24 protein-coding genes are annotated in these 26,561 nt (G+C 35.1%); 12 read left to right on the plus strand and 12 right to left on the minus strand.

All coding sequences use genetic code 11. The features are described 5' to 3' along the window. The first annotated feature begins 56 nt into the window (after positions 1-56). From dat to SH601_RS06410, 4 genes are all read left to right on the plus strand, one after another. Positions 57-917 (plus strand): D-amino-acid transaminase, encoded by an 861-nt coding sequence (gene dat / locus SH601_RS06395; protein WP_319957443.1) that lies wholly within the window; start codon positions 57-59, stop codon positions 915-917. Positions 918-1,083: 166 nt separating this feature from the next. Continuing rightward, positions 1,084-3,063 carry an O-antigen ligase family protein gene (locus SH601_RS06400; protein WP_319957444.1) on the plus strand — a complete coding sequence of 660 codons (1,980 nt, stop codon included), beginning with the start codon at positions 1,084-1,086 and terminating at the stop codon, positions 3,061-3,063. A 501-nt stretch (positions 3,064-3,564) separates the two neighbouring features. Beyond that, positions 3,565-5,118, plus strand: a complete 1,554-nt coding sequence (locus tag SH601_RS06405; RefSeq protein ID WP_319957445.1) for a Na+/H+ antiporter NhaC family protein — start codon at positions 3,565-3,567, stop codon at positions 5,116-5,118. A gap of 112 nt (positions 5,119-5,230) precedes the next feature. Continuing rightward, entirely contained in the window at positions 5,231-5,770 is a 540-nt protein-coding gene (locus SH601_RS06410; RefSeq protein ID WP_319957701.1) for a GrpB family protein, read from the plus strand. A 44-nt stretch (positions 5,771-5,814) separates the two neighbouring features. Here SH601_RS06410 and SH601_RS06415 read toward each other — a convergent pair whose 3' ends face one another. Continuing rightward, the gene (locus tag SH601_RS06415) at positions 5,815-7,554 is read right to left on the minus strand and encodes a cellulase family glycosylhydrolase (protein WP_319957702.1); all 1,740 of its coding nucleotides are present in this window, start codon (positions 7,552-7,554) and stop codon (positions 5,815-5,817) included. 275 nt (positions 7,555-7,829) lie between these two features. On the opposite strand from SH601_RS06415, the gene SH601_RS06420 reads away from it, so the two are divergent. Continuing rightward, the gene (locus SH601_RS06420) at positions 7,830-8,873 is read left to right on the plus strand and encodes a M14 family zinc carboxypeptidase (RefSeq protein ID WP_319957446.1); all 1,044 of its coding nucleotides are present in this window, start codon (positions 7,830-7,832) and stop codon (positions 8,871-8,873) included. Between the two features lie 22 nt (positions 8,874-8,895). On the opposite strand, the gene SH601_RS06425 is transcribed toward SH601_RS06420, so the two are convergent. Both SH601_RS06425 and SH601_RS06430 read right to left on the minus strand, forming a co-directional pair. Continuing rightward, the gene (locus tag SH601_RS06425; protein WP_319957447.1) at positions 8,896-9,123 is read right to left on the minus strand and encodes a helix-turn-helix domain-containing protein; all 228 of its coding nucleotides are present in this window, start codon (positions 9,121-9,123) and stop codon (positions 8,896-8,898) included. 13 nt (positions 9,124-9,136) lie between these two features. Continuing rightward, positions 9,137-9,709: a DUF2975 domain-containing protein gene (locus SH601_RS06430; RefSeq protein ID WP_319957448.1), complete on the minus strand. Its 573-nt coding sequence runs from the start codon at positions 9,707-9,709 to the stop codon at positions 9,137-9,139. Positions 9,710-9,844: 135 nt separating this feature from the next. Between SH601_RS06430 and SH601_RS06435 the strand changes: the two genes are divergently transcribed. The 4 genes from SH601_RS06435 (at position 9,845) to SH601_RS06450 (ending at position 15,353) form a co-directional block, all read left to right on the plus strand. Further along, complete coding sequence (locus SH601_RS06435; protein ID WP_319957449.1) at positions 9,845-11,026, plus strand: DUF418 domain-containing protein; 1,182 nt, start codon at positions 9,845-9,847, stop codon at positions 11,024-11,026. Then, positions 11,023-11,505, plus strand: a complete 483-nt coding sequence (locus SH601_RS06440; protein ID WP_319957450.1) for a PH domain-containing protein — start codon at positions 11,023-11,025, stop codon at positions 11,503-11,505. Before SH601_RS06435 ends, SH601_RS06440 begins: the two co-directional genes overlap by 4 nt. Beyond that, on the plus strand, positions 11,505-12,983 hold the full coding sequence (locus SH601_RS06445; RefSeq protein ID WP_319957451.1) for a PH domain-containing protein: 1,479 nt from the start codon (positions 11,505-11,507) through the stop codon (positions 12,981-12,983). The genes SH601_RS06440 and SH601_RS06445 overlap by 1 nt, the downstream gene beginning before the upstream one ends. A gap of 111 nt (positions 12,984-13,094) precedes the next feature. Further along, entirely contained in the window at positions 13,095-15,353 is a 2,259-nt protein-coding gene (locus SH601_RS06450) for a glycoside hydrolase family 3 C-terminal domain-containing protein (protein WP_319957452.1), read from the plus strand. A gap of 350 nt (positions 15,354-15,703) precedes the next feature. Here SH601_RS06450 and trhA read toward each other — a convergent pair whose 3' ends face one another. The 7 genes from trhA to SH601_RS06485 all read right to left on the minus strand — a co-directional run bounded on the left by trhA (position 15,704) and on the right by SH601_RS06485 (position 20,440). Beyond that, entirely contained in the window at positions 15,704-16,351 is a 648-nt protein-coding gene (trhA, locus tag SH601_RS06455) for a PAQR family membrane homeostasis protein TrhA (RefSeq protein ID WP_319957453.1), read from the minus strand. Positions 16,352-16,440: 89 nt separating this feature from the next. Next, a complete protein-coding gene (locus tag SH601_RS06460) occupies positions 16,441-16,932 on the minus strand; it encodes a hypothetical protein (RefSeq protein WP_319957454.1) in 492 nt (163 codons plus the stop codon). 104 nt (positions 16,933-17,036) lie between these two features. Next, positions 17,037-17,336, minus strand: a complete 300-nt coding sequence (locus SH601_RS06465) for a HesB/YadR/YfhF family protein (RefSeq protein ID WP_319957455.1) — start codon at positions 17,334-17,336, stop codon at positions 17,037-17,039. 190 nt (positions 17,337-17,526) lie between these two features. Then, the gene (gene ric / locus SH601_RS06470; protein ID WP_319957456.1) at positions 17,527-18,228 is read right to left on the minus strand and encodes an iron-sulfur cluster repair di-iron protein; all 702 of its coding nucleotides are present in this window, start codon (positions 18,226-18,228) and stop codon (positions 17,527-17,529) included. Between the two features lie 119 nt (positions 18,229-18,347). Continuing rightward, on the minus strand, positions 18,348-18,713 hold the full coding sequence (locus SH601_RS06475; protein ID WP_319957457.1) for a response regulator: 366 nt from the start codon (positions 18,711-18,713) through the stop codon (positions 18,348-18,350). 279 nt (positions 18,714-18,992) lie between these two features. Next, complete coding sequence (gene abc-f, locus SH601_RS06480) at positions 18,993-20,174, minus strand: ribosomal protection-like ABC-F family protein (protein ID WP_413775104.1); 1,182 nt, start codon at positions 20,172-20,174, stop codon at positions 18,993-18,995. Further along, on the minus strand, positions 20,126-20,440 hold the full coding sequence (locus SH601_RS06485) for an ATP-binding cassette domain-containing protein (RefSeq protein WP_319957459.1): 315 nt from the start codon (positions 20,438-20,440) through the stop codon (positions 20,126-20,128). The genes abc-f and SH601_RS06485 overlap by 49 nt, the downstream gene beginning before the upstream one ends. Positions 20,441-20,914: 474 nt before the next feature. Here SH601_RS06485 and SH601_RS06490 point away from each other — a divergent pair, with 474 nt between their 5' ends. Further along, entirely contained in the window at positions 20,915-21,469 is a 555-nt protein-coding gene (locus SH601_RS06490; protein ID WP_319957460.1) for a hypothetical protein, read from the plus strand. Positions 21,470-21,673: 204 nt separating this feature from the next. Here the strand turns inward: SH601_RS06490 and SH601_RS06495 are convergent, their stop codons facing one another. After that, positions 21,674-22,576 carry an ArsR/SmtB family transcription factor gene (locus SH601_RS06495; RefSeq protein WP_319957461.1) on the minus strand — a complete coding sequence of 301 codons (903 nt, stop codon included), beginning with the start codon at positions 22,574-22,576 and terminating at the stop codon, positions 21,674-21,676. Between the two features lie 209 nt (positions 22,577-22,785). Between SH601_RS06495 and cyoE the strand changes: the two genes are divergently transcribed. Continuing rightward, positions 22,786-23,646: a heme o synthase gene (cyoE, locus tag SH601_RS06500; protein WP_319957462.1), complete on the plus strand. Its 861-nt coding sequence runs from the start codon at positions 22,786-22,788 to the stop codon at positions 23,644-23,646. Between the two features lie 267 nt (positions 23,647-23,913). Here the strand turns inward: cyoE and SH601_RS06505 are convergent, their stop codons facing one another. After that, positions 23,914-25,389 (minus strand): methyl-accepting chemotaxis protein, encoded by a 1,476-nt coding sequence (locus SH601_RS06505; RefSeq protein ID WP_319957463.1) that lies wholly within the window; start codon positions 25,387-25,389, stop codon positions 23,914-23,916. A 275-nt stretch (positions 25,390-25,664) separates the two neighbouring features. On the opposite strand from SH601_RS06505, the gene SH601_RS06510 reads away from it, so the two are divergent. After that, positions 25,665-26,390 (plus strand): MBL fold metallo-hydrolase, encoded by a 726-nt coding sequence (locus SH601_RS06510; RefSeq protein ID WP_319957464.1) that lies wholly within the window; start codon positions 25,665-25,667, stop codon positions 26,388-26,390. Positions 26,391-26,561 lie beyond the last annotated feature (171 nt).

The following is a 26,561-nucleotide window of genomic DNA, read 5'->3' on the forward strand; positions in this document are numbered from 1 at the left end:
GTTTACGTTATACTCATTTAGTTATGATAAAATAAAAGAAAAAGGGAGCGGATAACATGACAGGTTATATGCTTTGGAACAAACAGATTGTAGAGCGAAACGCAGAAAATACACTGGTTTCTTTTCAAGATCGTGGTTATCAATTTGGTGATGGTGTATATGAAGTAATCCGTATTTATGATGGTAAGTTGCATGCGCTTGACTGGCACTTAGATCGGTTATTTTACTCGATGGAGCAACTGTCGATCCGAGCGCCATTCTCTCGCACAGAAATAAACCAATTATTAAAAGAGCTTATTAAAAAGAATACGTTCACATTAGATGGTAAACTGTATGTACAAGTTTCACGAGGAATTCAGCCAAGAGATCACGTTTATTTAGAAGAGCTAGAAGCGGTTTTTTATGCGACGATTGACCGTTTCGATAAGCCGGTTGATATGTGGGAAAAAGGTGTGAAGGTTACCCTACAGGAAGATATTCGTTGGCTACGTTGTGATATTAAATCGTTGAATCTATTAGGAAATGTGCTAGCACGTACGAAAGCACAAAAAAATGGTTACCATGAGCCACTTTTCCACCGAGATGGTATTGTAAGAGAATGCGGGGCATCTAATTTTTATATGATCAAGGATGGAGAGATACATACACATCCGGCAAATCATTATATTCTTGGTGGGATTACGAGAAAGAAAGTGTTGCTGTTTGCTGCTGAACTCGGTATTCCAGTACATGAACGGGAATTTGCTGTTGAAGAGCTACATGATGCAGATGAGTGTTTTTTAACGGCAACACCATTAGAAATTGTACCGATTATTCAAATAGATGAAAGACCGATTAATCAACAACAAGTAGGGGAAACGACGAAAAAGTTACAGCAATACTATCGAAAACGTGTATATGATTATCAAGGTGCATGAGTCCGTAATACCCCCACTTCAAGATTCGAGTTAGAACAAAGAAGCTAAATGGGGGATAAACGGACGCTAACGCCCTGATAAGTTTCGCTAACAATCAGTGGAAGTCAAAAAACTCCCACTGATTGAAGTCTCACTTTATATAGATTAATGGTTTCTGGAGGTTAGGATGTACGGGTTTTTCTTTTTATGTCTAGCATGTTTGTTTATCATCGCACCATTCCAACAAGGGTTGTATTTTGATGCTGATTTCTATCCTATCCATCTATTTCTTCATATAGTGACGCTCATTTTCATTGGCTTGTTAGTGTATAAAAAAGATTTGGCTAGTTGGCAGAAGGTTTCAGTCGTTCTGTTTATTCCGATTTGTTACTTATTATCTCTGACACAAGCGGTAAATCCCAATGGAGCTTTTGACATGGTGTTTCGCTGGACTACTTATATCAGTTTCTTTTTTATTTTGTATGTTAGTCTATCTATGCATCGTAAGCTGAAAGTGCTAGCGCCATTTATTTATTATGGTGTAGGTGTTTTGATTGTTGGCCATATGTTCTTAAATGAATTTGGGATACTTCATTCGAATGGTGCATGGGAAAAAGGTCGTTTTGCTGGTGTATTTCAATATCCGAATACTTTTGGTATGGTGATGCTTGCGTTTTATATGTTCGGTTTGCTGCTGCTATTGAGCAAAAAACAACATTGGTACACCTTTTTCTTTTATTCATTCCCATTAACGGCTTTCATTGTAGCATTGCTTGAATCCTATGCAAGAGGTGTTTACTTATTATTTCCGCTTGTATGGTTTATTGGTTTATGTTGTTTACCTGTTCGACAACAAATGCGTTATGTCGGCTATTCGGTTATCACGAGCTTGAGTGGGTTTATCGTGTATGTCGTCTTACAAACAGAGAAGCAATGGTTAACATTTATTTCGTTAGTGGTGTTATCTGTTGTGTCCTTTTTCTGTAGTTGGTGGTTGAAGAAGTTGAATGGGTCTTGGAATAGTCGGGTGTTATTACCAGCCTTAGTAGTGGTCTTTTTCTCATTATTTACATTAGATATAGGAAACAAAGGTTTTGTCTATCAGCATATGCCACACCCATTACAAGATAGAATAGATAGTATAAGTAGTAGTTCGACGGCTAACGAACGGATGTTGATGGTAGAAGATGCACTCGGGGCGAGTAAAGATGCTGCTTGGATCGGACGTGGTGGCAACGCATGGGAAGCAATGTATCACTATTATCAACAATTGCCATATCAAGCGAAAAAGATTCATAATGAATACCTCGAGATGATAATAGATATTGGATTTATCGGTTTTTTTGTTGTTATTGGTATTTTTATCTATTTGATTTTTCAAGTTGTGTGGCAAATGGTACGTGTAGAAGATCGTTCCTTATCATTAGCAATTTTATTTAGTTTATTGATTATTCTGGGACACAGTATGATAGATTTTAATTTCGCTTTTGGCTTTGTTATGTGGATGATTTTTTGGTTGTTCGCAATGGGTCTCCCTGTAAAGAAAAAAGCACAGCAACAAGTAAAAGGTTCATATCTGCCAATCATTGTATATGTCGCTCTATTACTATGTACGGTTAGTTTCTCTTATCGATTCTTACAAGCTGACAATGCTTATCGACAGATGATGCATACAGATAGCTTAATGGAAAAGGAACAACTTTTAACCGAAGCGACGAATCATAACCCATATCATACAGAATATTGGTTTGAATTAGGCGATACATATATTAAACAGCAGGCATACATGAGTATTCCTGATGTGAAAGTTGTCCATAGTGCTCAGATGTTAGCACATCTTGAGCCAATGAATGCGCAAGTATTAGTTCAAGCAGCTGCCTTAAAAGAGAGAATCGGTAAAAAGGAAGAGGCGCTTCATCAATACCAAGAGGCATTGCAATGGGATAGGTATGATACCGCAATTTATGATGATATGATTGTTCTTGCTATTCATTTAGATGAAAAACAGATAGCGCTTGATACGTATAAACAATTAATCGACGTTTACCAGCAATTTGAACAGAATCCAATCGGACACAATCATAATAGGCGCAGGTTTGAAGTGACGGAAGCAATCAAAGATGAGATGAAGAAGTTGTTAATTGATGAAGAAAGAGAAGAAGACTAGAAGTTTTTCTTCTCTTTTTCTATTGTTTCATCTTCTTTTCTTTTTGTTAGCTGGAAAGGTAGTATCTAATGCTAAAAATTTTTCTTCTGTATTGATGCGTACATTTTTTAAGTCATATTTCTTTTTGGCCATATGATTCAACTCCTTTGAAGTCTCTCTTTATCACGGTGTAATCGTCCGTAAAACCCCCACTTCAAGGTTCGAGTTAATACAAAGAAGCTAAGTAGGGGATAAACGGACGCTAACGCCCTGATAAGTTTCGCTAACAATCAGAGGGAGTCAAATACTCCCGCTGATTGAAGTCTCACTTTATCATATGAGTTTTTAGAATAATTATGACAAATGAAGAATAAATATGATAAAGTTCGTGACATAAAGACAGAAAATTGATAAACTATTTGAGTGTTATATATTTGTTCATAGTACAGTAATGGGCTTGGCGCTGTTGCTGTTTTTTTCTGTGCTATTTTGGGCAGGATAGTAATTGTGGAGGTTATGTAAATGGAAGGTAGTTTCTATTCATTAATTCCGCCTCTTTTGATGCTTGTATTAGTATTACTGACGCGGAAAGTCTTCTTATCGTTAGGGACTGGTATTGTAGTTGGTGCGCTCTTAATCCATAAATTTGATATCATTGCTAGTTTACAGCAAATCTGGCTAGTATTTCGTGATATATTTTATTCAGCAGATGGTTGGGAACTAGGCAATATCTATTTATTAGTCTTTTTCCTTTTATTAGGTATTATGACAGTGACGATGACAGCATCTGGTGGGAGTAGAGCATTTGGCGAATGGGCGATACGAAAGGTTAAAACGAGAAAAGGTGCACAGTTTGTACCACCGTTTTTAGGAATTGTTATTTTTATTGATGATTACTTCAACAGTCTTGCTGTAGGACAAGTAGCGAGACCGTTAACAGATCGTTATAAAATCTCTCGGGCAAAGTTAGCTTATTATATTGATTCTACATCTGCTCCTATGACCGTTATTACACCAATTTCTAGTTGGGGAGCATATATCATCGGAACACTTGGTGCAATTTTTGCAACAGCAGGTGTAACAGAATTTCAACCGTTAGAAGCGTTTGTCAAAATGATTCCGTTGAATATGTATGCATTCGCTGCTATTTTATTAGTGTTTTTAGTGGTGATTTTCGGTATTGATATTGGAGCAATGCGCAAACATGAAAAACGCGCGCAAGAAACTGGGGAAGTGTTTGATCCGAATAAGCAAACAATGGCAATTGATATGAAGGATGAAGAACGTATTAATAAAAATGGTACGGTATGGCACTTATTAATTCCGATCATTGTTTTAATCGTTACAACTATTGCGATGATGCTTTATACTGGATATGTGGCAACAGAAGGTACCGCAACGATATTAACGATGTTTGAAAACACAAATGTCAACTTGTCATTATTTACAGGTGGCTTACTTGGTGTAATCGTTAGTTTTATTTTGTATGTACCGTTAAAAGGGACAAAACTTTCAGTTGGAAAGGTACTGAAAGATGGCTCATTGTCAATGATGCCTGCTATTTATATTCTATTATTAGCTTGGATGATTGGTTCAATTATCGGAATTATTGATACAAGTGGTTATCTCGTTGAATTAGTGAATCAAATGTCATTCAATGTGAACTATTTAGCGTTATTGTTGTTTGTATTCTCTGGTTTTATGGCGCTAGCAACAGGTACTTCATGGGGAACGTTCGGTATTATGCTTCCGATTGCCGCACAAATTGCCCATACGTATGATGTCGATTTAGTGCTTCCAGCAATGGCTGCAGTATTAGCCGGTGCAGTATTTGGTGATCATTGTTCACCAATATCTGATACATCGATTCTTTCCTCAACAGGTGCAGGTGCAAACCATATGGATCACGTGATTACCCAAATACCATATGCGTTTATTGGAGCAATAGCAACTGTCATAGGTTATCTCGTTCTAGGGTTAACAGGACAAGTGTTATTATCACTAGGTATGACACTGTTATCTGTTCTACTCATTGCATTGCTGATTTTTATGATAAAGAAACAGGCTAAAGTATAGAAGGAAGGCGGTCTTGAGAAGGGCCGTCTTTTATATTGACAAAATTTGGTTGTTAGAAAATTGTGAATATGTGTATCTTGTTAGTCAAATACGTGCAAAAGGGGTTGTATTTGTGAAGCTTGGACTTAGTCGTGGTGAAGTGAAAGTAGTTGATTATACGCCGGAATGGAGTGCGGAATTTACTAGAGTGAAGCAGACGATCATAGAGAATGTCGACATACAAGCAAACAGAATTGAACATATTGGCAGTATTGCTATCAAAGATATGCCAGCTAAACCAATTATAGATATCATCATTGGAGTAGATGATATACAAAATGTCGATAAAAAGGTGATAGAGCAATTTGCAAAAATCGGGTTTTTACGATTAAGAGTGGAGAGACCTAATGAAATAGTGCTTGCTAAATTTGTTGATCAAACATATCAAGAAAAGACACATTACATACATTTAGTACTATTTCAAGGTGAACGGTGGCATAACTTGCTTTTCTTTAGAAATTATTTAAATAAAAATGAACAAGCCAAAGAAGCATATGCCAAATTGAAACAAGACTACTTAAGCCAATTTTCTCCGAACATAACAGACTATACAGGTTATAAAGAATCATTTGTAAAGGATATTTTTAATAAAAGAAAAAGCTTGGGACGATAACCCAAGCTTTTCAAGGAACTACTCCAGCATTTTCCTCTATTATTTTATTTGATTTTTTCCTTCGCCTTTTCTTTTTTAGGTTTTTTATCTCCCTTCGTTTCTTCTGTTACGATAGTGGCTACATGATTTCCTGCTTTTGTTATACTGTATTCAATGGTTTTCCCACTCCAAAAATGGAAAATAAGGTCAACTGGTCCATCTTGTAGTTCATGGAAGAACGCTTCTTTTAATTCAATGTAGTCTGCTTCATAGTTTGGAGAAAATGTATAGCCAAATTCCTTAAAGGATGTCCAATCTTGTGGACCAGCAAATGAACCATCTGGATAATATGCTTCCATTGTTGCTAACTGATCACCGTTAAATACTGTAGGAATATGAAAAGTAGAAATGTCTCCTTCTGTTTCAGCTAATTCAGGTGTTTGAACTACTCGCACATCGATATCCCAATTAACACCACCAGTGAATGTTATGGTTAACGTTGCCACAGATCCAAGTTGATCGTCCTTGTCGAATGAACGTAATAGTGATTGTGCAAAAGTAATCGTATCTTCATCAATAGTATAATCACTACCTTCTTCAAGTAGTTGTCCATTATAATAAACACCATCAAACGAATGACCATTTAATTCAAATGTTAAGGACTGTTCTGTTATTTCCGCTGCATTATCAAGGTAAATAAAGTTATCATTCGGAACAGCAGACCGATTGCTCCAGCTCATTTGCATCATATCAGCTAATTCCTTGTCATCCCATTTTAACGAATGACGATCTAAATGTTGTCCATTATCCCATAGCATATGGACTAAGTCTTTTTCCTCTGCATAGTGTATAAAGTGCTCAAAAAATTTTAATTTTTCCCCTTGTTGAATAACACCTGTATCAGCATCAAACCCGAGTAAACCAAATTCTCCAATTACAACAGGAATCCCATTTGCTGTAAAGGTGTCATGTACACGATCTAGCGTTGTGTGGATATCGTTAATTGTATCCTCTTCAAAGCGTGTATAACCTGCAATATTAACACTGAATGGCCAAAATCCATAGTAATGAACCGTGGCAATAATATTTGGATCATTTAATTCTGTCATATACTGATACAACGGTGCTACTTTTTCAGGCTCTGATCCGGTATCTAGTGTAGGTAATACAAGCGGCCGACTATCATTATTTCCACCGGATGCTCGAACAATTTGATGAAAATGTGTATTTAGTTCATCCAAATATTGCTGACTTTCTTGTGCTGTTCCCCAAAACCTAGGTTCATTGATGCTTTCAAACATTAATTGGATTGGTTCATCTTTGTAGCGATCAGCTAATTGCGTCCAAATGGCGTTAAAACGTTCGACGGTTTGCTCATGATTTTGTTGCATACCTTCCTCTATCCAAACCCAAGAATCATGATGGACATTAATCATAACGTATAGATCTTCTTCAAGTGACCATTGAATAGCTTGGTCTACTCTCTCTAAAAAGTCTTCATCAATGAGATAATCACCGCTTTCTTCCATACGTTGATCAAATGTAATCGGGATGCGGATACTTTTAAATCCTTCATCTGCGACTTTTTGGATTAACTCTTGTGTTACAAAAGGATTCCCCCAAGCTGTTTCATCTTCACCAATTGCATCAAATGTATTACCGAGATTCCAACCTGGTTGCATATCCTCTACATATTGCTCGATGTCAAATTCGTTTGTAGATTGTTCCGCAGCTAAAGTAGTAAGGGAAGTAAAACCGAGAAGTAGGACCGTACAGACAAGAGTGGCTAAGGCGAACCTGAACATGTTCTTCAAATAAATCCCTCCATACAATATAATAGTAAGCGCTTACTAATTAAACCTATCATATTAATTAATAGAGAAACACATGAAAAACTAGTGATGTTTTCATGTAAAAAGAAGACATTTGTTATAAATCTATGTAAAAATAATTAACAATTTTATAACATGTTTCTTCTATGTTCGCTATACTTTAATAGAGTAGTGAGATTTATCAGGTTGTAAATGTCGGTAAAATTCCTGATGAAATCTCATGTTATAGGAGGGGAAGAGATACTATCATGAAACAAAAAATGTTAAAAGTAACATTGACAGGCCTCTTGGCGTTTGGAACAATTGGTGCAATATCTATACCACTATCAGCAGTTGGGAATGGTCCAACGTACAAAGGAAATGAATCGATTCAGACCTCTATTCTAACTACTTATGAAGAAGTGGTAGATTTTCTGCAAACACAGGAAGCGAAACAAGATGCATTAGAACTTGATGTGATCGGTCAGACTGTCAAAGGACGTGATATTTATATCGCTAAGTACCTATCTGACCCAGCTAATCCTACTATTCTTTATATAACACAACAACATGGAAATGAACAATTAACAACAGAAGGTGCACTGCAATTTATCAAGCAGTTAGGTACGAAAAAATCTCAAGAAATTTTAGCAGATGTAAATGTGCTTGTTGTACCGATGTTGAATGCAGATGGTGCTATGGGAGATGTTGATTTTTCATTAGATGATTATATTGCTAGTGGAGATAGACATTTAACAAGGGCAAATGCTAACAATGTTGACTTAAATCGTGAGCATGATAAGGAAATAGCCGACATGGAACCAGAAGCAAAAGCATTGTATGAAGAAGTATTGGAAAAAATGCAAATTGATTATTTAATCGATCTACACCATCAAGGTGCTTATAATTATGTGGATGGAAATCTAGTATCAGGCTCTATCCTATATCCGACTAATCCTAATATTGATGAGGGTTTGATAGAACAATCAAAAAAATTAGGTGCAGTAGTTTATCATACAATTGACGCCAAAGGTTGGGGATTGATTGGTAAATATAATGGTGGTACAGGAGCAAATATCGGTAGAAACGGTATAGCGTTGAGATACGGCATCCCAACATTATTGTTTGAGATGCGTGGAATGTCTGATCACACTAATCCAAGTGCAGTGTTAGGGCAGAAAAGTAACGGTTACTTGAGAAAACAAACCCTTTTAACACTTGAGGAAACAATGAAAGCTATCGCTGATGGATCCATCGAAACAGTAGATACTAGTTTTTGGGATACACTATCAACTCAAACTAATAGACCGTAATGATAAAAAAGATGATTCCGTTTTACATGGAATCATCTTTTAATTCTTCTTCATCCATATACTCTAATAAGTCTCCTGGTTGACAATCGAGCACGTTACATAACGCGTCTAATGTGCTAAAGCGAATTGCTTTCCCTTTTTCATTTTTTAAGATAGAGAGATTGGCAGGAGTGATACCGACCTTTTCAGACAGTTCGTTCAAAGACATTTTCCTCTTCGCCATCATCACATCTAAATTTATTCTAATCATTGAATCGCCCACTTTAAATTGTATATTTATTTTCTTCGACTGCTTTAACAGCAACCTTCAAGGCAGCTCCAATCAGTAAACAAGCAATACCGGTAAAAAGAGCGTCCATATAAGAGATATTCGAAAACGAAATAGTAGCATTGACAACATTTAATATTTCGATGGTTTTATCAAATAATAGTCCATCCACATAGGTGAAAATCGTTCCTAAGCTAAGAATAATAATACCTAATGTATAAAAGATTTTTACATTTTTATAGGTGAATAAACTATCCTGATAAATGTTTTTAAATAGTTTATCGCATAAACGTAACACAGACAAACAAAGTGAACACGCTGCAACTGTACTAATAAACGAATATAGTTGAATATCGGTATTCAAATAAAGATCAGGTTGTTGATCAAATTGTATATCTACCCAACTAATGATTGGTTCAAAATTATCAAAGGATTTTGCAAAGCTTGAAGTTGGAAAAAAGAGAATGGCAACATGATAAAGGATAGCAAATAAAGCAATCGGAATTACGATAATAAATAACAATCGACATAATAAGTATACTGCTTTAAATAAATGTTTGATAGTCAAGTGTTTCACCTCTGAAAGCTCATTTTAAATATATTATACAATAAAATTTTATCGAAAAACAATAAAAAATAATTGAAAGTGTGAATTTTATCCGTTATAGTGAGAAATAGAAAATTATGGTTGGGAGGTGTGGATATGATTCAAACAAACAGAATATCATTAATAGATGCGATTCGGGGGTTTAGTTTATTAGGAATATTAGTAGCAAATCTATTAATCTTTCAATACGGTATTTATGGAAAAGATGAAATAGCTCTTTTTGATGTATCTGCTTTTGATTTAGCAGGCTATCATTTCATTAAAATCTTTATTGAACATTCTTTTATGCCGATTTTTGCGTTTGTATTTGGTTATTCGCTCATATTGATGACGGATAAGTTGACTGAAAGAGGCTTACCTGTTAAACGTTATTTATTTAGACGATTTCTAGCATTAATAGTGTTCGGTTATTTACATAGCTATTTCTTATGGGAAGGCGATATATTACTTTCCTATGGCCTAATCGGATTATTTTTGTTGGTCTTTGTGAAGAGAAAAGCAAAGACTATTTTGATTTGGTTTGTTATTTTCATGAGTTTGTTTATTCTTTTGATTGGTATTGGAAGTATAGAAACAGAAGAGGAAATGGAATGGTATGATGCAGAAGCAATGAATAGTTATGTAACAACATCTATCGATATTTATCAAGGTGGAACCTATCAGGAAATCAAGGATTTTCGCTTGAACGAAGATCCGTTAGCGTTGGAAGATGAAGAGCTGCTAGTTACATTATTGTTAATGCCAATTGTGCAATTACCTATCTTTTTATTAGGTATATATGCTGCGAAAAAAGAATGGCTTCAACAGTCTAAACAAAATAAAAGTCGGTACAAACATGCCTTTCTTTGGCTATTGCCAATAGGTTTGATGATGAAGCTAACACCTTATGTTACTTCTTACGTCGATTTTACGGAAATTGGCGGCATAGTGCTAGCTATCGGTTATATCTTTCTGTTTGGTTATCTTTATATGATGTATCAAGATAGTGTACTAGTCCGTGCTTTTGAACAAGTTGGGAAATTGTCCCTTACTAATTATATTATGCAGACCGTTGTATGTACGTTTGTCTTTTACGGTTATGGTCTGGGGTTGTTTGCACAGTTAGGTATTGGTTTTGCGGTTTGCTTCGGTATCGTTCTATTTAGTTTACAAGTAATCTTTAGTAAATGGTATATGAACCACTTTAAACAAGGACCATTAGAAAGAGTGATGAAGGTATTTGTATATCTTTCATTCAAGTCTAGACCGAAGGCGAAGAGAAAGGATGTGGCAGCGTGAATCCATTAGAAAATCGTGTATCAGAAAAGTTTCCTAAGGTTCTAATTACTTCCGAAACGATTGGTAATATCATCGGTTTTATTGTATTAGGTGTTCTCTTTTGGTTAAAGGAGCATTTCGAGTGGCCAACATGGATTGGCTGGGTATTAATTATCCTCTTAATATTATGTATTATTGGTACTGTTTGGTCTTATGTGAAGCCGCGTTATGTGTATCAGAGTTGGCGATATCAAGTGGATGAAACGTATTTGCAGCTAAGCTATGGCGTGTTAAATAAAGAATGGGTGACTGTTCCAATGACGAAAATTCAAGCAGTTACAACTAGTCAGGGCCCCATAATGCGAGCTTACCAACTACGGTCAATTAAAGTGGAAACAATGGGCTCATCCCATGAAATTCCTGCCTTAGAAGAAGAGGTTGCGTTACAGTTAAGAGAACAGATTGCTACATATGCTCAATTAAAGGAAGTGGATGAATAATGCGATATCATCCAATGGTTATTTTATTTCAAATCTATCAATTGGTAAAAGAAAATGTGTTATTTGCGCTTGTGTTATTCGTTTTTCAGAAGGACTCCGATTTCTGGCTATTTGTTTATGGTAAATATGTATTTGTTGCGTATGTATCATTACGTTTCATCTATATCGTTAGCAGTTGGTTTGTAGAAACATATGAATGGCAGGATCGAACTTTTTACCTAAAAAAAGGAGTATTAACGAAAAAAACGATGACGATCCCATTCTCCAAAATTCAGAATGTAACGAAGAAAACAACACTATTTCATAAATTATTTGGTCTAACCTCTCTTTATTTTGAGACAGTATTAGATGGGGAGGATAGCACGATCGTTTTTCCTGTAGTGACAAAGCAACAAGCAACAAAAATAGTTGTTATGGTAAATGTGCAGGAAGGAAAAGAAGTGGTGAAAGAGAAGGAAAAAGAAAAAACAGAAAAAGTGGACCCTTCTATTCCTGAACAGGAAGTTAGGTCAGATAGTACGATTCACTATGAACCAACAAGTAAGGACCTACTAAAAGCAAGCTTTACATCATTGAGTTTTTTGATTATTATTCCAATTATTTCTGGTTTATACGATATATTTGAATCGTTTATAACACAGTATCAGGGGATATTTAAGGACAGCTTGTCTATATTGTCCTTAAGTATTGTCGTGGTGATTATAGCGATTAGTATTGGAGTAATTAGAACGTTTCTTAAATATGGGGAATACCGGATTTCTTCCAATGATTCACGTATTTTTATTGACAGAGGGGTAGTGGAGAAAAGTCAATTTGCGATCGAAAAACGGAAAGTGCAAGGGATTGAGATTAAACAAAATGTCATGACGAGAATGTTCGGGTTAGTTGAAGTCACATTGATTAGCTCGTTTAACCCAGAAGTAGAAGATTCAGATGTTAGTGTGAATTCTTTATATCCCTTTTTACCAGTAAAGAAAGCATATCAATTAATTGAAGAATTGTTACCTGGATACTATGTGCACCAGTCTATGCAGCGACTTGCACGTGCTTCATTATGGATGAAGTTAATCAAACCGAGCTGGTTATGGCTTATCGCAACAGCTTGCCTTATTTATTTTAAGCCTACTGTTTTTAAGATCGAATCGACTTGGTGGCTTGCTTCTCTTGTATTATTGATTATAGTGGTGGTTAATCGTCTATTAGATTATTGGCATACCAAATACTTGATAGCGGGTGATCAAGTACAATGGTGGCATGGTGGTTTAGTTAGTAAGTTATTTTTGACGAAAAGGAAAAATATTATCGAAATGGGTTACTCTCAATCTGTTTTACAAAGAATCTTAAAGCTAGGATCTATTACGACGATGAATCGATCCAATCCTACCAGAATAGAAACAGTTGCAGATGTTCCAACCGAATTCATTCAATCCTTTCAAAGATGGTATAAGGATAGACAAGCTGATATTCATAACCAATAGCCTAGTTTATTTCTTATAATATTTATCCTAAAAAGATAATATTTTTACCAAAATGTAAGGCAAAAATAGGGTATAATAATGGAAAGCGGCAACATATAGAGGAGGTAAAGCATGCAAGGATATGTAGAAAAAATCAAAGAGTTAACATTAGAGGAAAAAGCAGGTCTATGCTCTGGCTTAGACTTTTGGCATTTAAAAGGGATCGAAAGGCTTGGTATTCCTTCTGTAATGGTGACAGATGGACCACACGGATTACGAAAACAAGCAGAAGGAGCAGACCATTTAGGACTTCATAACAGTGTTCCGTCGACTTGTTTTCCGTCTGCTGCTGGACTCGCGAGCTCATGGGATAAAGAGTTAATTTATCGTGTTGGTGAAGCATTAGGTGATGAAGCACAAGCAGAGGAAGTAGCTGTTTTATTAGGGCCAGGTGCTAATATTAAACGGTCTCCATTATGTGGACGAAACTTTGAGTATTTTTCAGAAGATCCTTATTTATCTTCTGCTATGGCAACTAATCATATTAAAGGTGTGCAAAGTAAAGGGATTGGGACGTCCTTAAAACATTTTGCTGCGAATAACCAAGAGCACCGTAGAATGTCCGTCGATGCAGTAGTAGATGAACGAACATTACGTGAAATCTACTTAGCAAGTTTTGAAGAAGCGGTGAAAAAGGCACAACCATGGACGGTAATGTGTGCATACAACAAAGTAAATGGTGACTATGCATCAGAGAATCATCGCTTATTAACAGAAATTTTGCGTGATGAGTGGGGTTTTGAAGGATTCGTTGTATCGGATTGGGGTGCTGTCAATGAACGTGTTGCTGGTCTAAAAGCAGGTCTAGAGCTAGAAATGCCAGCAAGTAATGGAATTAATGACAAGAAGCTAGTCGATGCGGTAAAAGCTGGTGAATTAAAAGAAGAGACACTTGATCTAGCGGTTGAACGAATATTAAACATTATTGATAAAGCTATTACAGAACGCAAAGAAAATGCGACATATGATAAAGAAAAACATCATCAATTTGCACGTGAGGTGGCAGCAGAAAGTATGGTGTTGTTAAAAAATGAAGGGAATCTATTACCACTTCAACAAGAAGCAAAATTAGCGGTTATTGGTTCTTTTGCAACCAAACCTCGTATTCAAGGTGGAGGAAGCTCACATATTAATCCAACAAAAGTAGATTCTGTTTTGGAAGAATTAAAAGCATATGCTGGAAATACTGCTTATGCAGAAGGATATAATTTAGAAAATGATGCGATTGACCACGATAAAATTACGGAAGCAAAGGAAATCGCGAAAAGTGCAGAAATAGCCGTTATCTTTACTGGTTTACCTGATCGTTATGAATCAGAGGGATATGACCGAGACCATCTACAAATTCCAGAAAACCACCGCTTATTAATTGAAGCTGTAACAGAAGTACAACCAAACACTGTTATTGTACTAAGCAATGGTGCACCAATCGAAATGCCTTGGTTAAATCGAACAAAAGCAGTGGTAGAAGGATATCTTGGTGGTCAAGCGTTTGGTGGTGCAATTGCAGATGTATTGTTTGGAAAAGTAAATCCAAGTGGACGACTTGCCGAAACATTTCCGAAGAAAGTCAGTGATAATCCATCACATCTTAACTTCCCTGGTGAAGGGGATATAGTAGAGTATAAGGAAGGAATTTTTGTTGGATATCGTTATTATGATACGAAACAAATAGAGCCGTTATTCCCATTTGGTTATGGATTAAGCTATACAACGTTTGACTATAGTAATTTACAAGTAGCGGAACGAACTATTACCGATCAAGAGGAGCTAGAAGTATCAGTGACAGTAAAAAACACTGGTAAAGTTGCTGGTAAAGAAGTTGTGCAGCTATATGTAAAAGATGTCATTAGTAATGTGAACCGCCCTGAAAAAGAATTGAAAAGTTTCACAAAGGTCGCTTTAGAACCAGGACAAGAAGAGAACGTAACTTTTACATTGGATAAACGTTCTTTTGCTTACTATAATGTAGATTTAGCAGATTGGTACGTTGAATCTGGCGAGTTTGTGATCATGATCGGTAAATCTTCACAAGAAATAGTATTAGAAGAAACGGTGACAGTAGAAAGCACAGTTGAACTTCCCGTTACTGTTCACCGCAATACATTGATGGGCGATTTAATGAAAAATGACAAATACAAAGAAGAAGCAAAAGCATTGTTAGCGAATAGTCCATTAGCTAGTATGGGAGCAGAAGAAGAGCAAGCAGGCTCAGAAATGATGGAAGCAATGATGCAAAATATGCCACTGAGAGCGATGGTAACATTTAGTGGTGGTGCGTTTACAGATGAAATGTTAGAAGATTTAATTAAAAAATTGAATCAATTATAAAGTGAGACTTCAAGCAGTGGGAGTTTTTGACTCCTACTGGTTGTTAGCGTCCGTTTATCCCCAAATTAGCTTCTTTATCTTAACTCGAACCTTGAAGTGGGGGTTTTACGGACTCATGCACCGTCATAAGATGGAAATAGGCTGCCTTATCATTAGCGATAAGCGCAGCTCTTTTTTGAGTTGCCAGAAAAGCGAGCAATATGTCGTTCATTTATCATACAGGTATAAATAGCAGAAGAACGACTACCTTCCTATCAATGAATCATCTATCCTACAAGGTATCTTTCCAACTAATCAATAAAAATACACCACTTATGAATAAGTAGTGTATCGAGAGTCATATAACATGCTTAGTTAATAGGCAGGACGTAAAGCAATACAGCAAAAAAGTGTGCTATAGAACCAGCGAGAACAAATAAATGCCATAATGCATGGTGATAACGAAACGCACGCCACACATAAAAAATCGCTCCTACTGTATATAAAATACCACCAAGTACTAATAATACCATTCCATTATGTTCTAGGTTTTGTACAAGCGGAGCCCAAGCAAATACAATCAGCCATCCCATTAACACATACATTATCGTAGAAAAATAAAGAAATTTCTTTACGAAAAAGGCTTTGAATACTGTTCCACCTATTGCAAGTCCCCAAACAATTCCAAACAATGTCCAACCCAGTCCGCCTTTGATGACGACTAGCATAAACGGAGTATAGCTACCTGCAATAAAGAAATAGATCGAAGAATGATCTAATATTTCAAAGACATTTTTCGCTTTTCCTTTTGGCAGACTATGAAGTAAGGTAGAGGAGGTATAGAGTAATACCATTGTCACGCCAAACAACGTAAAACTTACAATGTGCCATACTGTTCCATATAATGATGAATAAACAATCAGTAAAACTAAACCAGCTATACTTAATACTACACCAATCCCATGTGTGATAGAATTAGCGATTTCTTCTCTTTTTGAAAATTCGTGAGTAGATCCCATATAATACACGTTCACCTTTCTAAAATTAAGACACTATAGTTCTTATTATGTTCCTTTTAGTAGCGAAATGCAAGAATGAGAAAATAGGTCTATTGCTTCCATCGTTTTTTTGGATAATGTAAAATCATTTGAAACATCAGTATATATAAAACGAATAGTCCAATCATAAAAGCGACAGAAGTTGATAATGGGGTAAAAAATAACAAATGATAAATGATAAGTGGCCATAATAATGCGAATGCCGTCATTTTCCACAATTGCTGGTATGCTAATTTTCGCTGTAATATGTATGTAAGGACTGATGAGCCTAATGTAATCAGTGATATACCGGTTACAATAATAAATAACATGAAAAATGGATAAAAAACGATGATTTGTAATAAATACTGGCTGAAAGAGATGTGTGATTCTCCTTGTTCAAAATTTCGTATGATTACTATCACATTCGGCAAAAAACTAAGGAAAAATAATAAAAATAAATATACAAGTGTGTCACGCATACTTACACGATTCAGTGCAAACATCGCTTCTTTTTTTGGTAGAAGGGCACTTTTGCGAAGAATAGTTAAAATGATTGTCATGTTTTTCCCCCGTGATTGTTATCTGATAAGATGAATAAATCATCTGAATGAAACAAAAATGAATCACTCAGATGACTGTATGGATGAAATAGATTGGTGACTACTTACTGTATTTTTTCGTAGTCATAGGCAACTTCTTCAAGTTTTTCGTCATAACCAACAATTAAGTTGTAACCTTTGAAAAACCATTCGTCGGAAGCATCAATAAAGAAAGTGATTCCACCCTTTTCTGTAGATGTAACAGTATCTTTTAATGGTTCATGTAATGCAAATGCAAGAGAGAAGCCGTCATGAATCGGACTGCTACCACCATATTTTGCTTGGAATTTTACTGTTTCGCCATCGTTTACTTCGACCTCATCTTTGAACCATTGTAAAGCTTGATCTGAAATTTTAATTTCCATGGATATACACTCCTTTATTAATGAAAAGTAAGTCTATTGAACTTATTCCCAATAATTTTCTATTCTACACTATTTTATCATAAACTCTTTTATAAGTTCGAGAAATAGGATTAAAATATTTCCTGGGAAATTGTCGAGAATGTATGGAACATTAAAATCTTTCTGGAAAAGGAATAGTGACTGTCGAAACTTAAGCTATTGATTCAAAAAGAATGCTATTTTCAAGATGAATATGCTTATATGTTCTATCTTCTAACTCTATTAATCGAGCATAGGTAATCCGAAATGAGTTACATGCATCATCGGGAAGCTGGTAATTATTTGTTATCTCATTCATTTGTTGAAGTAGTCCTCCAACATATTGATGATCATCTATCATTACTTCTTGTAATTGTAATAGCTGCTCTTTCACAGATTGTTTCGCTGCTTTTTCGTAATCGAGAATTAGTGGGAATAAATCATTTTCTTCTTCAATCATATGACTTTCTATTTCCATTTTAAACTGATGATATAACTTTTCTAACATTTGTAGTTGTGGATGTTGGGTACCATGAACACGATTAATTTTTGTTACAAATTGACTAAGTGGGGTTAATTCTTCATACAAATATTGATGATGGTGCGACAGGATGTAATCAATTAATTCAGAAGTGCGAACATTATCCCAATTAAGTTCTTGATTTCCAGCAACAATCCAAGCTTGATAGGAATAATTGATAGTACGAATCAACTCTTCACCATCAATCTTTCTATTTTTCTTATCAAGTACAATGTTTAGTGGTTGATTACCGCCACAACAAAAATCAATTTTTTCTTTTTTGAAAATATCACTTGCCTTTGGATATACTTTTACAATATTTGCAGGGGTGTCTGATAATTGAAATGTACGCATATTGTATTCCTCCTTTCGTTATTATTAGTAACTGTAGCAAAATGATAGAGAATTATTTGTGAAGAAAATCACATAAAACAATAAAAAATAAACAGAATGGTATTTTATAACCAACCTGTTTATTTTTGTTCTAAACTATTGTTCATAACCTCTATTAGATTATCAAAGTGTGGTTTGACAATAAACTCACTAGCCCCATAGTTCAATGCCTTCATGACATTTTCATTTGTTGCGAGGGAAGAGGACATGATTACATTTGCCTTTGGGTCTATCTCTTTAATTTTTATTAGTGCATCTATGCCATTCGAATTAGGCATAACGATATCCATAATCACTATATTAGGTTTATGACGTAAGTAAGCTCTGACTGCTTCTAAGCCATTTTTTGCTTCGGCGACCACTTGATAATGATGTTGTTCAATTTTTTCTTTTATCCAATGTCTCATAAATTGGGAGTCATCTGCAATAATAACGGTGTTTTTCATTATATCCCCCTACTGATCGTTTTAAACATGATGTGGATTGCTTCTATATGTTTATTCGACAAAAGGTATACTTTATTTTAAACGATTAGTGGCCTTATGTGAAGTTACTTGTTTAATAAAATAAGATTAGTTCCTAAGGTCCGGAAAATGACCAAAATAAGTATGTTTAAACGAAAGTTATGAGAAAGTTCGATTCCGATAGGAAAAACAACAACGACCACCCGTTTTAGTTGGTGGTCGTTTAAGTGTATTCATATTTATTTCCATGAAATGTTCATTCTAATAAATTTGCTTCATTCTTTTTTCTTGTATCTCGTATCTATGATCTGCCACACGTTTGACAAATTCACGGTCATGACTAACTAATAAAACCGTTCCTTTATAATGAAGCAGAAACGTCTCGAGTGCTTTCATGCTATAAATATCTAAAAAGATTGTTGGTTCGTCTAATATGAGCACATTATAAGCACCAAGGAACAGTTGGCAAAGTTTTAATCGTATAGCCTCACCACCACTTAACTGAGAGATTTCCTTTTTTAAATCGTTTCCTGTAAAGTTCATCGCATGTAAAACAGATCGAATTTTGCTTTGTTCGTAGTGGCTGATTTCTTTCATAAATTCTAGAACTGTTCTATTCTTATTCAATTGATAATCAAGTTGATGATACACACCAAAAACGACTTTGGGTGAAATCGTCATATATTCTCTGTAATAAATAATGTGGTTTAATAGCGTCGATTTTCCAGAGCCATTAGATCCAGTAATCGCAATGGTTTTGCCCAACGGAAACTGAAAGCTTGTATTGTCAAACAATAATGTATTATTCATTTTAATAGTAAGTCGGTCTGCCATGATCGGAAACTTATTATGCGATTGAAGCAGCTTTGGTTGATGAAAGCGAATCGTCTTTTCGGTTTCTATTGCTTTCACCTCTTCTAATTGTTCTACTCGTTTTTCTAATGCTTTTGCCGCTCGTTGAACCGACTTTTGACTAGTGTCTTTTTGTTTAGTCATAAGCATTCGATTTGCAGGTGTATTAACTTCTTTCTTTGACATAGACTGGTTTGCTTGGGTGATTTTCTTTGCCTTTTTCATTTTTTCATTTGCAGCAGATAGTAACCTTTGTTTTTCCTTTACATAATTTTCGTGTCGTTCTTGTTGTTGGGTGCGTTCAAGTTCTTTTTGATGTTCATAATCAGAATAGTTACCGGTATATTCAATAATTTCACCCTCATTTACTTCCCAGATCTTAGTGATGAGCTGATCGAGTAGGAAACGGTCGTGACTAACCAAAACGAGTGCTCCATAATAGTACATTAATTCCCTAATTAGAAAATCAATGCCATTTGTATCAAGGTGAGTAGTCGGTTCGTCAATAAGCAGGCCTTCATGATAAGAAGAAAATAGCTGAGCTAGCTTCCACCACTCATTTGTGTGGCATGACGATCTGGTACGTTTAATTGGCTAAGTAATTTAAAATCAGCTGTTTGATAAGAGGGGGACTCGGTTTGTTTAAAATACCCAAAATCAATTAAACGGTTTACATATCCTTTATTAGGTTGGAGTTCTTGGTGCAAAAACTGTAACAATGTGCTTTTTCCACTACCGTTTTTTCCAACGACACCAATTCGGTCAAATTGATGGATTTTCAGATTGTTAATAGTGAGAATGGTACGGTCAAAAAATGAAACTTCTATATCTCTCAATTCCAAAACTAGTTTTTCCATTATTGCACTCCCTTTTTGTGAAATTTAAAGGAATGTAATCATAAAAAACCACAGACAGGCTACTGTCTGTGGTGAAGAGTAAACGAGATATAGCAAATAGACGTCTTTCGAAAAAAACATACGAAAAAAAGACAGACGAATATCTACCTTTCTTCACGTCAAAAGTGTATACTTCTCCGTAGAAGATTATTAAAAATGTGCAGACTACTCCCGTTTACTCTGTTTTATGAAAACAGAGCCTTTGAACATATTGAGTTACTTCGTGTTCAAAGTTTGCTGGCGTAATCTTCCTGGTAACATCTTTATAATAATCCTCCTTTGCGTAATATAATTGGAATTATACATTTGAATATTATGAATGTAAATAAATTACTTGGGAATTAATTGATGTTCAATCTATACAAACTAACAATCTATTGTTAATTTCTGGTATGATAGTTTTGGAAATAAAAATCTAGAAGTGAGGTATTAGAAATGTTAGGTAACAAGATTTGTAAATGGTTTTGTCTAATTTTAGTCCTCTTTTTAGTGACAGCTTGCGGTTCAGACACTATGAAAGATGTTATGAAAGAAGTTGAGTCGACGGATTTAACTAATGAAAGTATCGATGATATGAAAGTAGGTATGTCAATCAATGACGAATCTTTTAGAATAGAAGAGGATAATTTTGAACCACATCCAGATAATGAATACTATAGTACAGAGAGGAATTATGACCAGTATTGGAATGAAGAAATCATTATGAGTGTTGATAGAGAAACACAGGAAATTTTACAAGTTGGAATGATGGAAAACAATGAAACATCTTCAAGTGCAATGGGGATAAAAATAGGCTCGTCTATTGATGAAGTTATAGAAGCCTACGGTGAGAACTATTTTACTTATGAAGATAACGAGCAATCCATTCATATAATAGGGTATGTTGACCACCCAAACAATTTACAATTATCCTTTGTACACATTGATGATAAAGTCATAGGCATCAATATTGGCTATGCTTTTGACAGAATAAATTGGGAGGAGCAATAAAATGTATTAAAGTAAAGGATAATGTTGGTTTGTCATCGCTGATAGTGTTCGTGATGTTGATTGTTACAAACCTGTCATTTCATTAAAAAATAACCACCTAGCCTAACAAGCCATGGTGGTTATTTGATCATTATAATATGACGAACTATTTACATTGTACTCGATCTATTCGTAAAATTAAACGAGAAGAATCGGATCTTTTCATTAAATATAATACAATTTAAAGTTAATGTCTTGATCATGGTTACCAAATTCTCTACCGAATAATGTGACACCACCGACATGTCCCGCATCTTCTTTTACTTCTACACGGAATTTCCAACCATCAACAGACGTATCTAAATCATTGATGGTGATATCTGATAATGGCTCTCCGTCCATATATGTACCATGTGAGGTAATTCTAATCGTTTTTAGTAGACCATATTGATTAATATTATGTGGCCACCAATCAGGTGTATATTTCCCTCGAGTATCCGCGAAATCACCAGGACTTTGCCAAACACCGAGCTCGATATTATTAAGGGAGAATGTAATATCTGATGGCCATACTTCATTAGAAAAAGGGAACTCAGATGAAATTTCAAAGCTTATATCCAATTGTTGTAACTCATCTTCTTTTTTCAAGAAGTTAGGTGTCTTATATTCGATGAAACCTTGTGTAAACCATAAAATTCTCGCATCCATTCGCTCTGGAGCCATAAAATATTTTGTTTCATCTACAGGCCCAACAAAATCTTTACTCGTTGCTAAACCACACGTAGGAACTACATGGTAATCTGTATAATGGCCTACCGGTACAGATGTTTCGTATGTAGCGAAAGAATGATAGATTTTTTTAGGGAAGTTCACTTCGATATGATCGACTTTTAATATAGAGATTCGTTGTAATCCAGACTTACCAGGTATTTTTTCCGTTCGAATAATTCCTGCGCGTTCCAGTTTTTCGATATGTTTTGTCACAATCGGGCTACTAATGCCTAACTCATTAGAAAGTTCTTTGATATTCATTTTATTTTTCGATAATAATTGAATAATTTCCAATCTTACTTCGCTTGCTAATGCTTCATATACAGGTAAGGATAGTTTGTCTATTTCTAATTGCATACTGTTCACCAACTACTTTCTAATACTAATTAAATGTAATTTATTATCCGCTATATTTAATATAAACTATTATGCCATAAAATGTAACGGTTTTCATCTAAAATGTTGTTATTATTTATGAAGAAAGCGATTTAATTCAAATACTATCTTTTTGCTTAAGCTATAAACAATAGTATAATGTCCTTATGCAGAAAAAAGGAGTTCACGAAATGCTTAAAGTATTAACAGAATTAAAATATTTATTTAAACGATTCGTTATTATTGCGAATGCTGCGCCGGCCGTTCTAGGCTTTTTTATTGCGTTAAGATATCATGACGCTTATTTTACTGATTATTGGTTAGATTTTATTTTATTAGTCGTTGGTGCATTGATGATAGTTGGTGGTGCATTAACATTAAATAATTGGCTTGAGGCTGATGTAGATAGGTTAATGGAACGAACAAAAAATCGTCCAACCGTGACAGGTACTATTCCGATGCCTATAATTTTATTGATAGGAATTGTACTAAGTTTCGTTGGAGAAGTTTTGTTATGGCTCATTAATTGGGAAGTTGCCCTTTATGGTTTCATTGGTTGGTTTACGTATGTGGTTGTATATACAATGTGGACCAAAAGGAGATTTACGTGGAATACACATATTGGTAGTATTTCAGGAGCTGTGACCCCGATGATGGGATGGGCGGTTATTGATTCGACTTTTCATGTGATTCCGATTAGTATCTTCATCATTATGTTCCTTTGGCAAATGCCGCATACGTATGCAATTGCCATTAGGAAGCAAGAAGATTACACGAACTCAGGTTTGCAAATGTTGCCTGTTGTAAAAGGGAAAAGAGTAACGATTCGTCGTAATGCTATATATATTGCTTTATTACTATTTGTTCCTTTAATGGTGAGAGGATATAGTTCTTTATTTTATATTCTTATTACTATATTAAATGTTGCATGGTTTATTATTGCATTAGCAGGGTTTAAAGCAACTAATATTAAAAAATGGGCTAATATCTTATTTGCAAGTTCACTAGCATACTTGTTATTGATGTATACATTGTATGTAGTATTTGCATAGTAATTAGGATTTATTTCGAGGTAATTGAAGAAAAGATATGAGAGAGAATTCATATTATTTATCAATATAGAACTCATGAAAACCTGAATGGAGAGTCTCGGCCAAGTTCCGATCACTCATCAAGCTAATGAACGCCCGAAAGGAGAGTGGCATCCAAGCTCCGGTCACTCATAATTCATCGGACCTAGCAACATCCAGTTTTACCAATAAAAAACGAATCAAGTAAGAGGACACGGGAAACTATTAGTTTCCCGTGTCCTCTTTTGTTTAGAATTCTTGTTTTAGTTTTTCCGAGTCTTCTAATGCATCATCTAATAATGTGGCTAGCTCTTGGTTACTTTCTGTTAGGCTAGTTATCGTTACACTCATTTCTTCTAGACTTGCGGATGCTTCCTCGATAATAGCTGCTAAGTCGTTAGTAGAGGCATCTACGCCATTTGATTGTTCTTGTACCTCTTTTGCTAAATGCGAGAAGTTTAATAATGCATCATTTAATGTCCCGATGGTTGATGTTAGGTTTTCGAAGTAGCCAGTTACTTCATCAGATGTTTCGATCCCAACAACAAAGTTTTGCATACTTTTATCCATCTGCGCAACTGCTGATTCGTTTGTTTGATTCAATGCTGTTAGATTAGATGTAATCTTTTCAGCTGTTTCCCCAGTTAAATCAGCTAGTTTGCGGATTTCATCTGCTACGACCGCAAATCCTTTACCAGCCTCTCCGGCACGTGCTGCCTCAATAGATGCGTTTAAAGCAAGTAAATTTGTTTGTTCCGTAATTTCTTTAATCGTATCAGCAAATCCATTTGTTTCTTTAATTTTCTCAGTTAGTTCAACAAATGAGCGACTCAATTCGCCGATTGTTTTCTCTAAAACTTGGTTATTTTCATTTAAAATATCCATTTTTTCTTTACCAGCTAATGTTAACTTACTAGCTTCAGTGGATTCGTTATATAAATGTTGTGATGTTTGCTCGACGATATCAATGTTTTGACGAGTATCATTTGTTGCATTAGAAATATCCGAAATTTGTTCTGCTTGCGATTGACTTGCTTGTGAGATTTCTTGAATCGTTGCATTAAGATTATTTTGTGTGTGTACATTTTTTTGCAATTGGTCATTAACTTGTGAGATTTTCTCTAGTACATTTGTAATGGATTTTTCCACGAAGTCTTTTTGATTTGCTTTCTCCAAACTGTCTTGTTCAGATGCATGTAATAGTTCAGCTAATTGTTGCATTTGTTTATTCGATAGTCTAATAAGTACATGGAAAATAGCACCTACTAAAAGGAATAATAATGCGGAATACTGGAACAATTGCATCATTACTTCGTTTTCTTTATCCATTACGATATAGTTAGTTGCTAGTGCAATAAGTCCAACTACAAATCCTGTATAAAATACTTTGTGATTCATTTGAATAGCTGCAAATATGCTGATAAAGATAACGATAAGAAAGACTGTATAGCTAGCACCGACTAATAAGATAAAAACAATGTTCGTAGCGTAAAAGATAATGACAAGTAAATAAGCTAATACAAACGGTTTCTTTAATAACTTTTGAAAAATAAAATAGAGACTTGTAGCGACTATTAATTCTCCACCGTATACATAGGCGGTTGATGTCGCACTATCTGCTACTGCCACGATAAAACCGACTAATAATGTAATACCCATGATAATAATCATTAAGGTATTCTTTTGCTGGACTTCTTTTAATTTCATCGATTGAATGATATCCATGTTATGTACTCCCTGCTATGTATAATGATAGTTTCTATATATAAGTATAAATAATTAGGTAAAAGGAATCAATGATTAATTTTTACACTATTTAGAAATTATACATTTTCATCACGGTCAAATACCTGTAATATTTACTAATTGAAGTCTCTTTTTTTAGGATAAATAACCTGGTGAGCAATTAACATCTTTTACTATATTTGTTATAGGGTGATAGATAAGATAGAATAAAATAAAGAGTTTCTAATGCTTATACAATAAAGGAGCTGAGTACAATGGAGGTCATTCCTTTAGGTGTTTGGGGAGGATATCCGAAGGCAAACAGTGCTACGTCATCGTTTTTAGTTAAAGAGAATGGATTTAATCTGTTGATTGATTGTGGTAGCGGTGTGTTAGCATCGTTACAAAATTATGTTTCTATTCAAGAATTAGATGCGGTCATTATCACGCATTATCATCACGATCATATTGCGGATGTTGGGGCACTTTATTATGCAAAGCTTATTCAAAACCAACTTTCAAACGAAACAAAGACTTTGCCGATATATGCGCACACTAAAGACAGTCAGTTTAGAGCGATGCAATATGAAGGACATATGGAAGCAAAAGATTTAGAAGAAGCATCAAAAATTGGTCCATTTACGATCAGCACAACGCCAACAGTGCACCCTGTTTATTGTTTAGCACTTCGATTAGAAGTAAACGGGAAATCAGTTGTTTTTACGGCAGATACTGGTTGGACAGAGCGTTTCATTTCTTTTGCACAAAAAACAGATTTATTAGTATCCGAAGCAAACCTTTACCAGCAATATGAAGGGAAAATAGCAGGTCATATGAGCGGCAGGCAAGCAGGTATGTTAGCAGAAAAGGCAAAAATAAAACAGTTAATTCTTACACATTTACCTCATTTTGGTGATGTTCAAGATATCTTAGAGGAGGCGCAAAAAGAATATACAGGAGATGCTCAGATAGCTAAGGTTGGCAGTATGTATACCATATAAAAAAAGCTTGCTGATGTGAGCAAGCTTTTTCCACTTATTTCGCTTCATATCCAGCAGCAAAGATTGCAACAAAGAATGTTAAACAAACACCAATTATTAATGCAATACCCATGAAGATCCTCCTTTTATGGATTACAATATCTATTTGTTTGTGTCATGTAACGAATGGAG

Origin of the sequence: Gracilibacillus pellucidus, from assembly GCF_033949965.1 — a bacterium.
GTDB lineage: Bacteria > Bacillota > Bacilli > Bacillales > Amphibacillaceae > Gracilibacillus > Gracilibacillus pellucidus.

What these genes read in the sequence shown, in the direction of transcription:
- dat (WP_319957443.1), top strand. Translation starts at nt 57, where the DNA reads ATGACAGGTTATATGCTTTGGAACAAACAGATTGTAGAGCGAAACGCA.
- SH601_RS06400 (WP_319957444.1), top strand. Translation starts at nt 1,084, where the DNA reads ATGTACGGGTTTTTCTTTTTATGTCTAGCATGTTTGTTTATCATCGCA.
- SH601_RS06405 (WP_319957445.1), top strand. Translation starts at nt 3,565, where the DNA reads ATGGAAGGTAGTTTCTATTCATTAATTCCGCCTCTTTTGATGCTTGTA.
- SH601_RS06415 (WP_319957702.1), bottom strand. Translation starts at nt 7,554, where the DNA reads ATGTTCAGGTTCGCCTTAGCCACTCTTGTCTGTACGGTCCTACTTCTC.
- SH601_RS06420 (WP_319957446.1), top strand. Translation starts at nt 7,830, where the DNA reads ATGAAACAAAAAATGTTAAAAGTAACATTGACAGGCCTCTTGGCGTTT.
- SH601_RS06425 (WP_319957447.1), bottom strand. Translation starts at nt 9,123, where the DNA reads ATGATTAGAATAAATTTAGATGTGATGATGGCGAAGAGGAAAATGTCT.
- SH601_RS06435 (WP_319957449.1), top strand. Translation starts at nt 9,845, where the DNA reads ATGATTCAAACAAACAGAATATCATTAATAGATGCGATTCGGGGGTTT.
- SH601_RS06445 (WP_319957451.1), top strand. Translation starts at nt 11,505, where the DNA reads ATGCGATATCATCCAATGGTTATTTTATTTCAAATCTATCAATTGGTA.
- SH601_RS06450 (WP_319957452.1), top strand. Translation starts at nt 13,095, where the DNA reads ATGCAAGGATATGTAGAAAAAATCAAAGAGTTAACATTAGAGGAAAAA.
- trhA (WP_319957453.1), bottom strand. Translation starts at nt 16,351, where the DNA reads ATGGGATCTACTCACGAATTTTCAAAAAGAGAAGAAATCGCTAATTCT.
- SH601_RS06460 (WP_319957454.1), bottom strand. Translation starts at nt 16,932, where the DNA reads ATGACAATCATTTTAACTATTCTTCGCAAAAGTGCCCTTCTACCAAAA.
- SH601_RS06465 (WP_319957455.1), bottom strand. Translation starts at nt 17,336, where the DNA reads ATGGAAATTAAAATTTCAGATCAAGCTTTACAATGGTTCAAAGATGAG.
- ric (WP_319957456.1), bottom strand. Translation starts at nt 18,228, where the DNA reads ATGCGTACATTTCAATTATCAGACACCCCTGCAAATATTGTAAAAGTA.
- SH601_RS06475 (WP_319957457.1), bottom strand. Translation starts at nt 18,713, where the DNA reads ATGAAAAACACCGTTATTATTGCAGATGACTCCCAATTTATGAGACAT.
- SH601_RS06485 (WP_319957459.1), bottom strand. Translation starts at nt 20,440, where the DNA reads ATGGAAAAACTAGTTTTGGAATTGAGAGATATAGAAGTTTCATTTTTT.
- SH601_RS06490 (WP_319957460.1), top strand. Translation starts at nt 20,915, where the DNA reads ATGTTAGGTAACAAGATTTGTAAATGGTTTTGTCTAATTTTAGTCCTC.
- SH601_RS06495 (WP_319957461.1), bottom strand. Translation starts at nt 22,576, where the DNA reads ATGCAATTAGAAATAGACAAACTATCCTTACCTGTATATGAAGCATTA.
- cyoE (WP_319957462.1), top strand. Translation starts at nt 22,786, where the DNA reads ATGCTTAAAGTATTAACAGAATTAAAATATTTATTTAAACGATTCGTT.
- SH601_RS06505 (WP_319957463.1), bottom strand. Translation starts at nt 25,389, where the DNA reads ATGGATATCATTCAATCGATGAAATTAAAAGAAGTCCAGCAAAAGAAT.
- SH601_RS06510 (WP_319957464.1), top strand. Translation starts at nt 25,665, where the DNA reads ATGGAGGTCATTCCTTTAGGTGTTTGGGGAGGATATCCGAAGGCAAAC.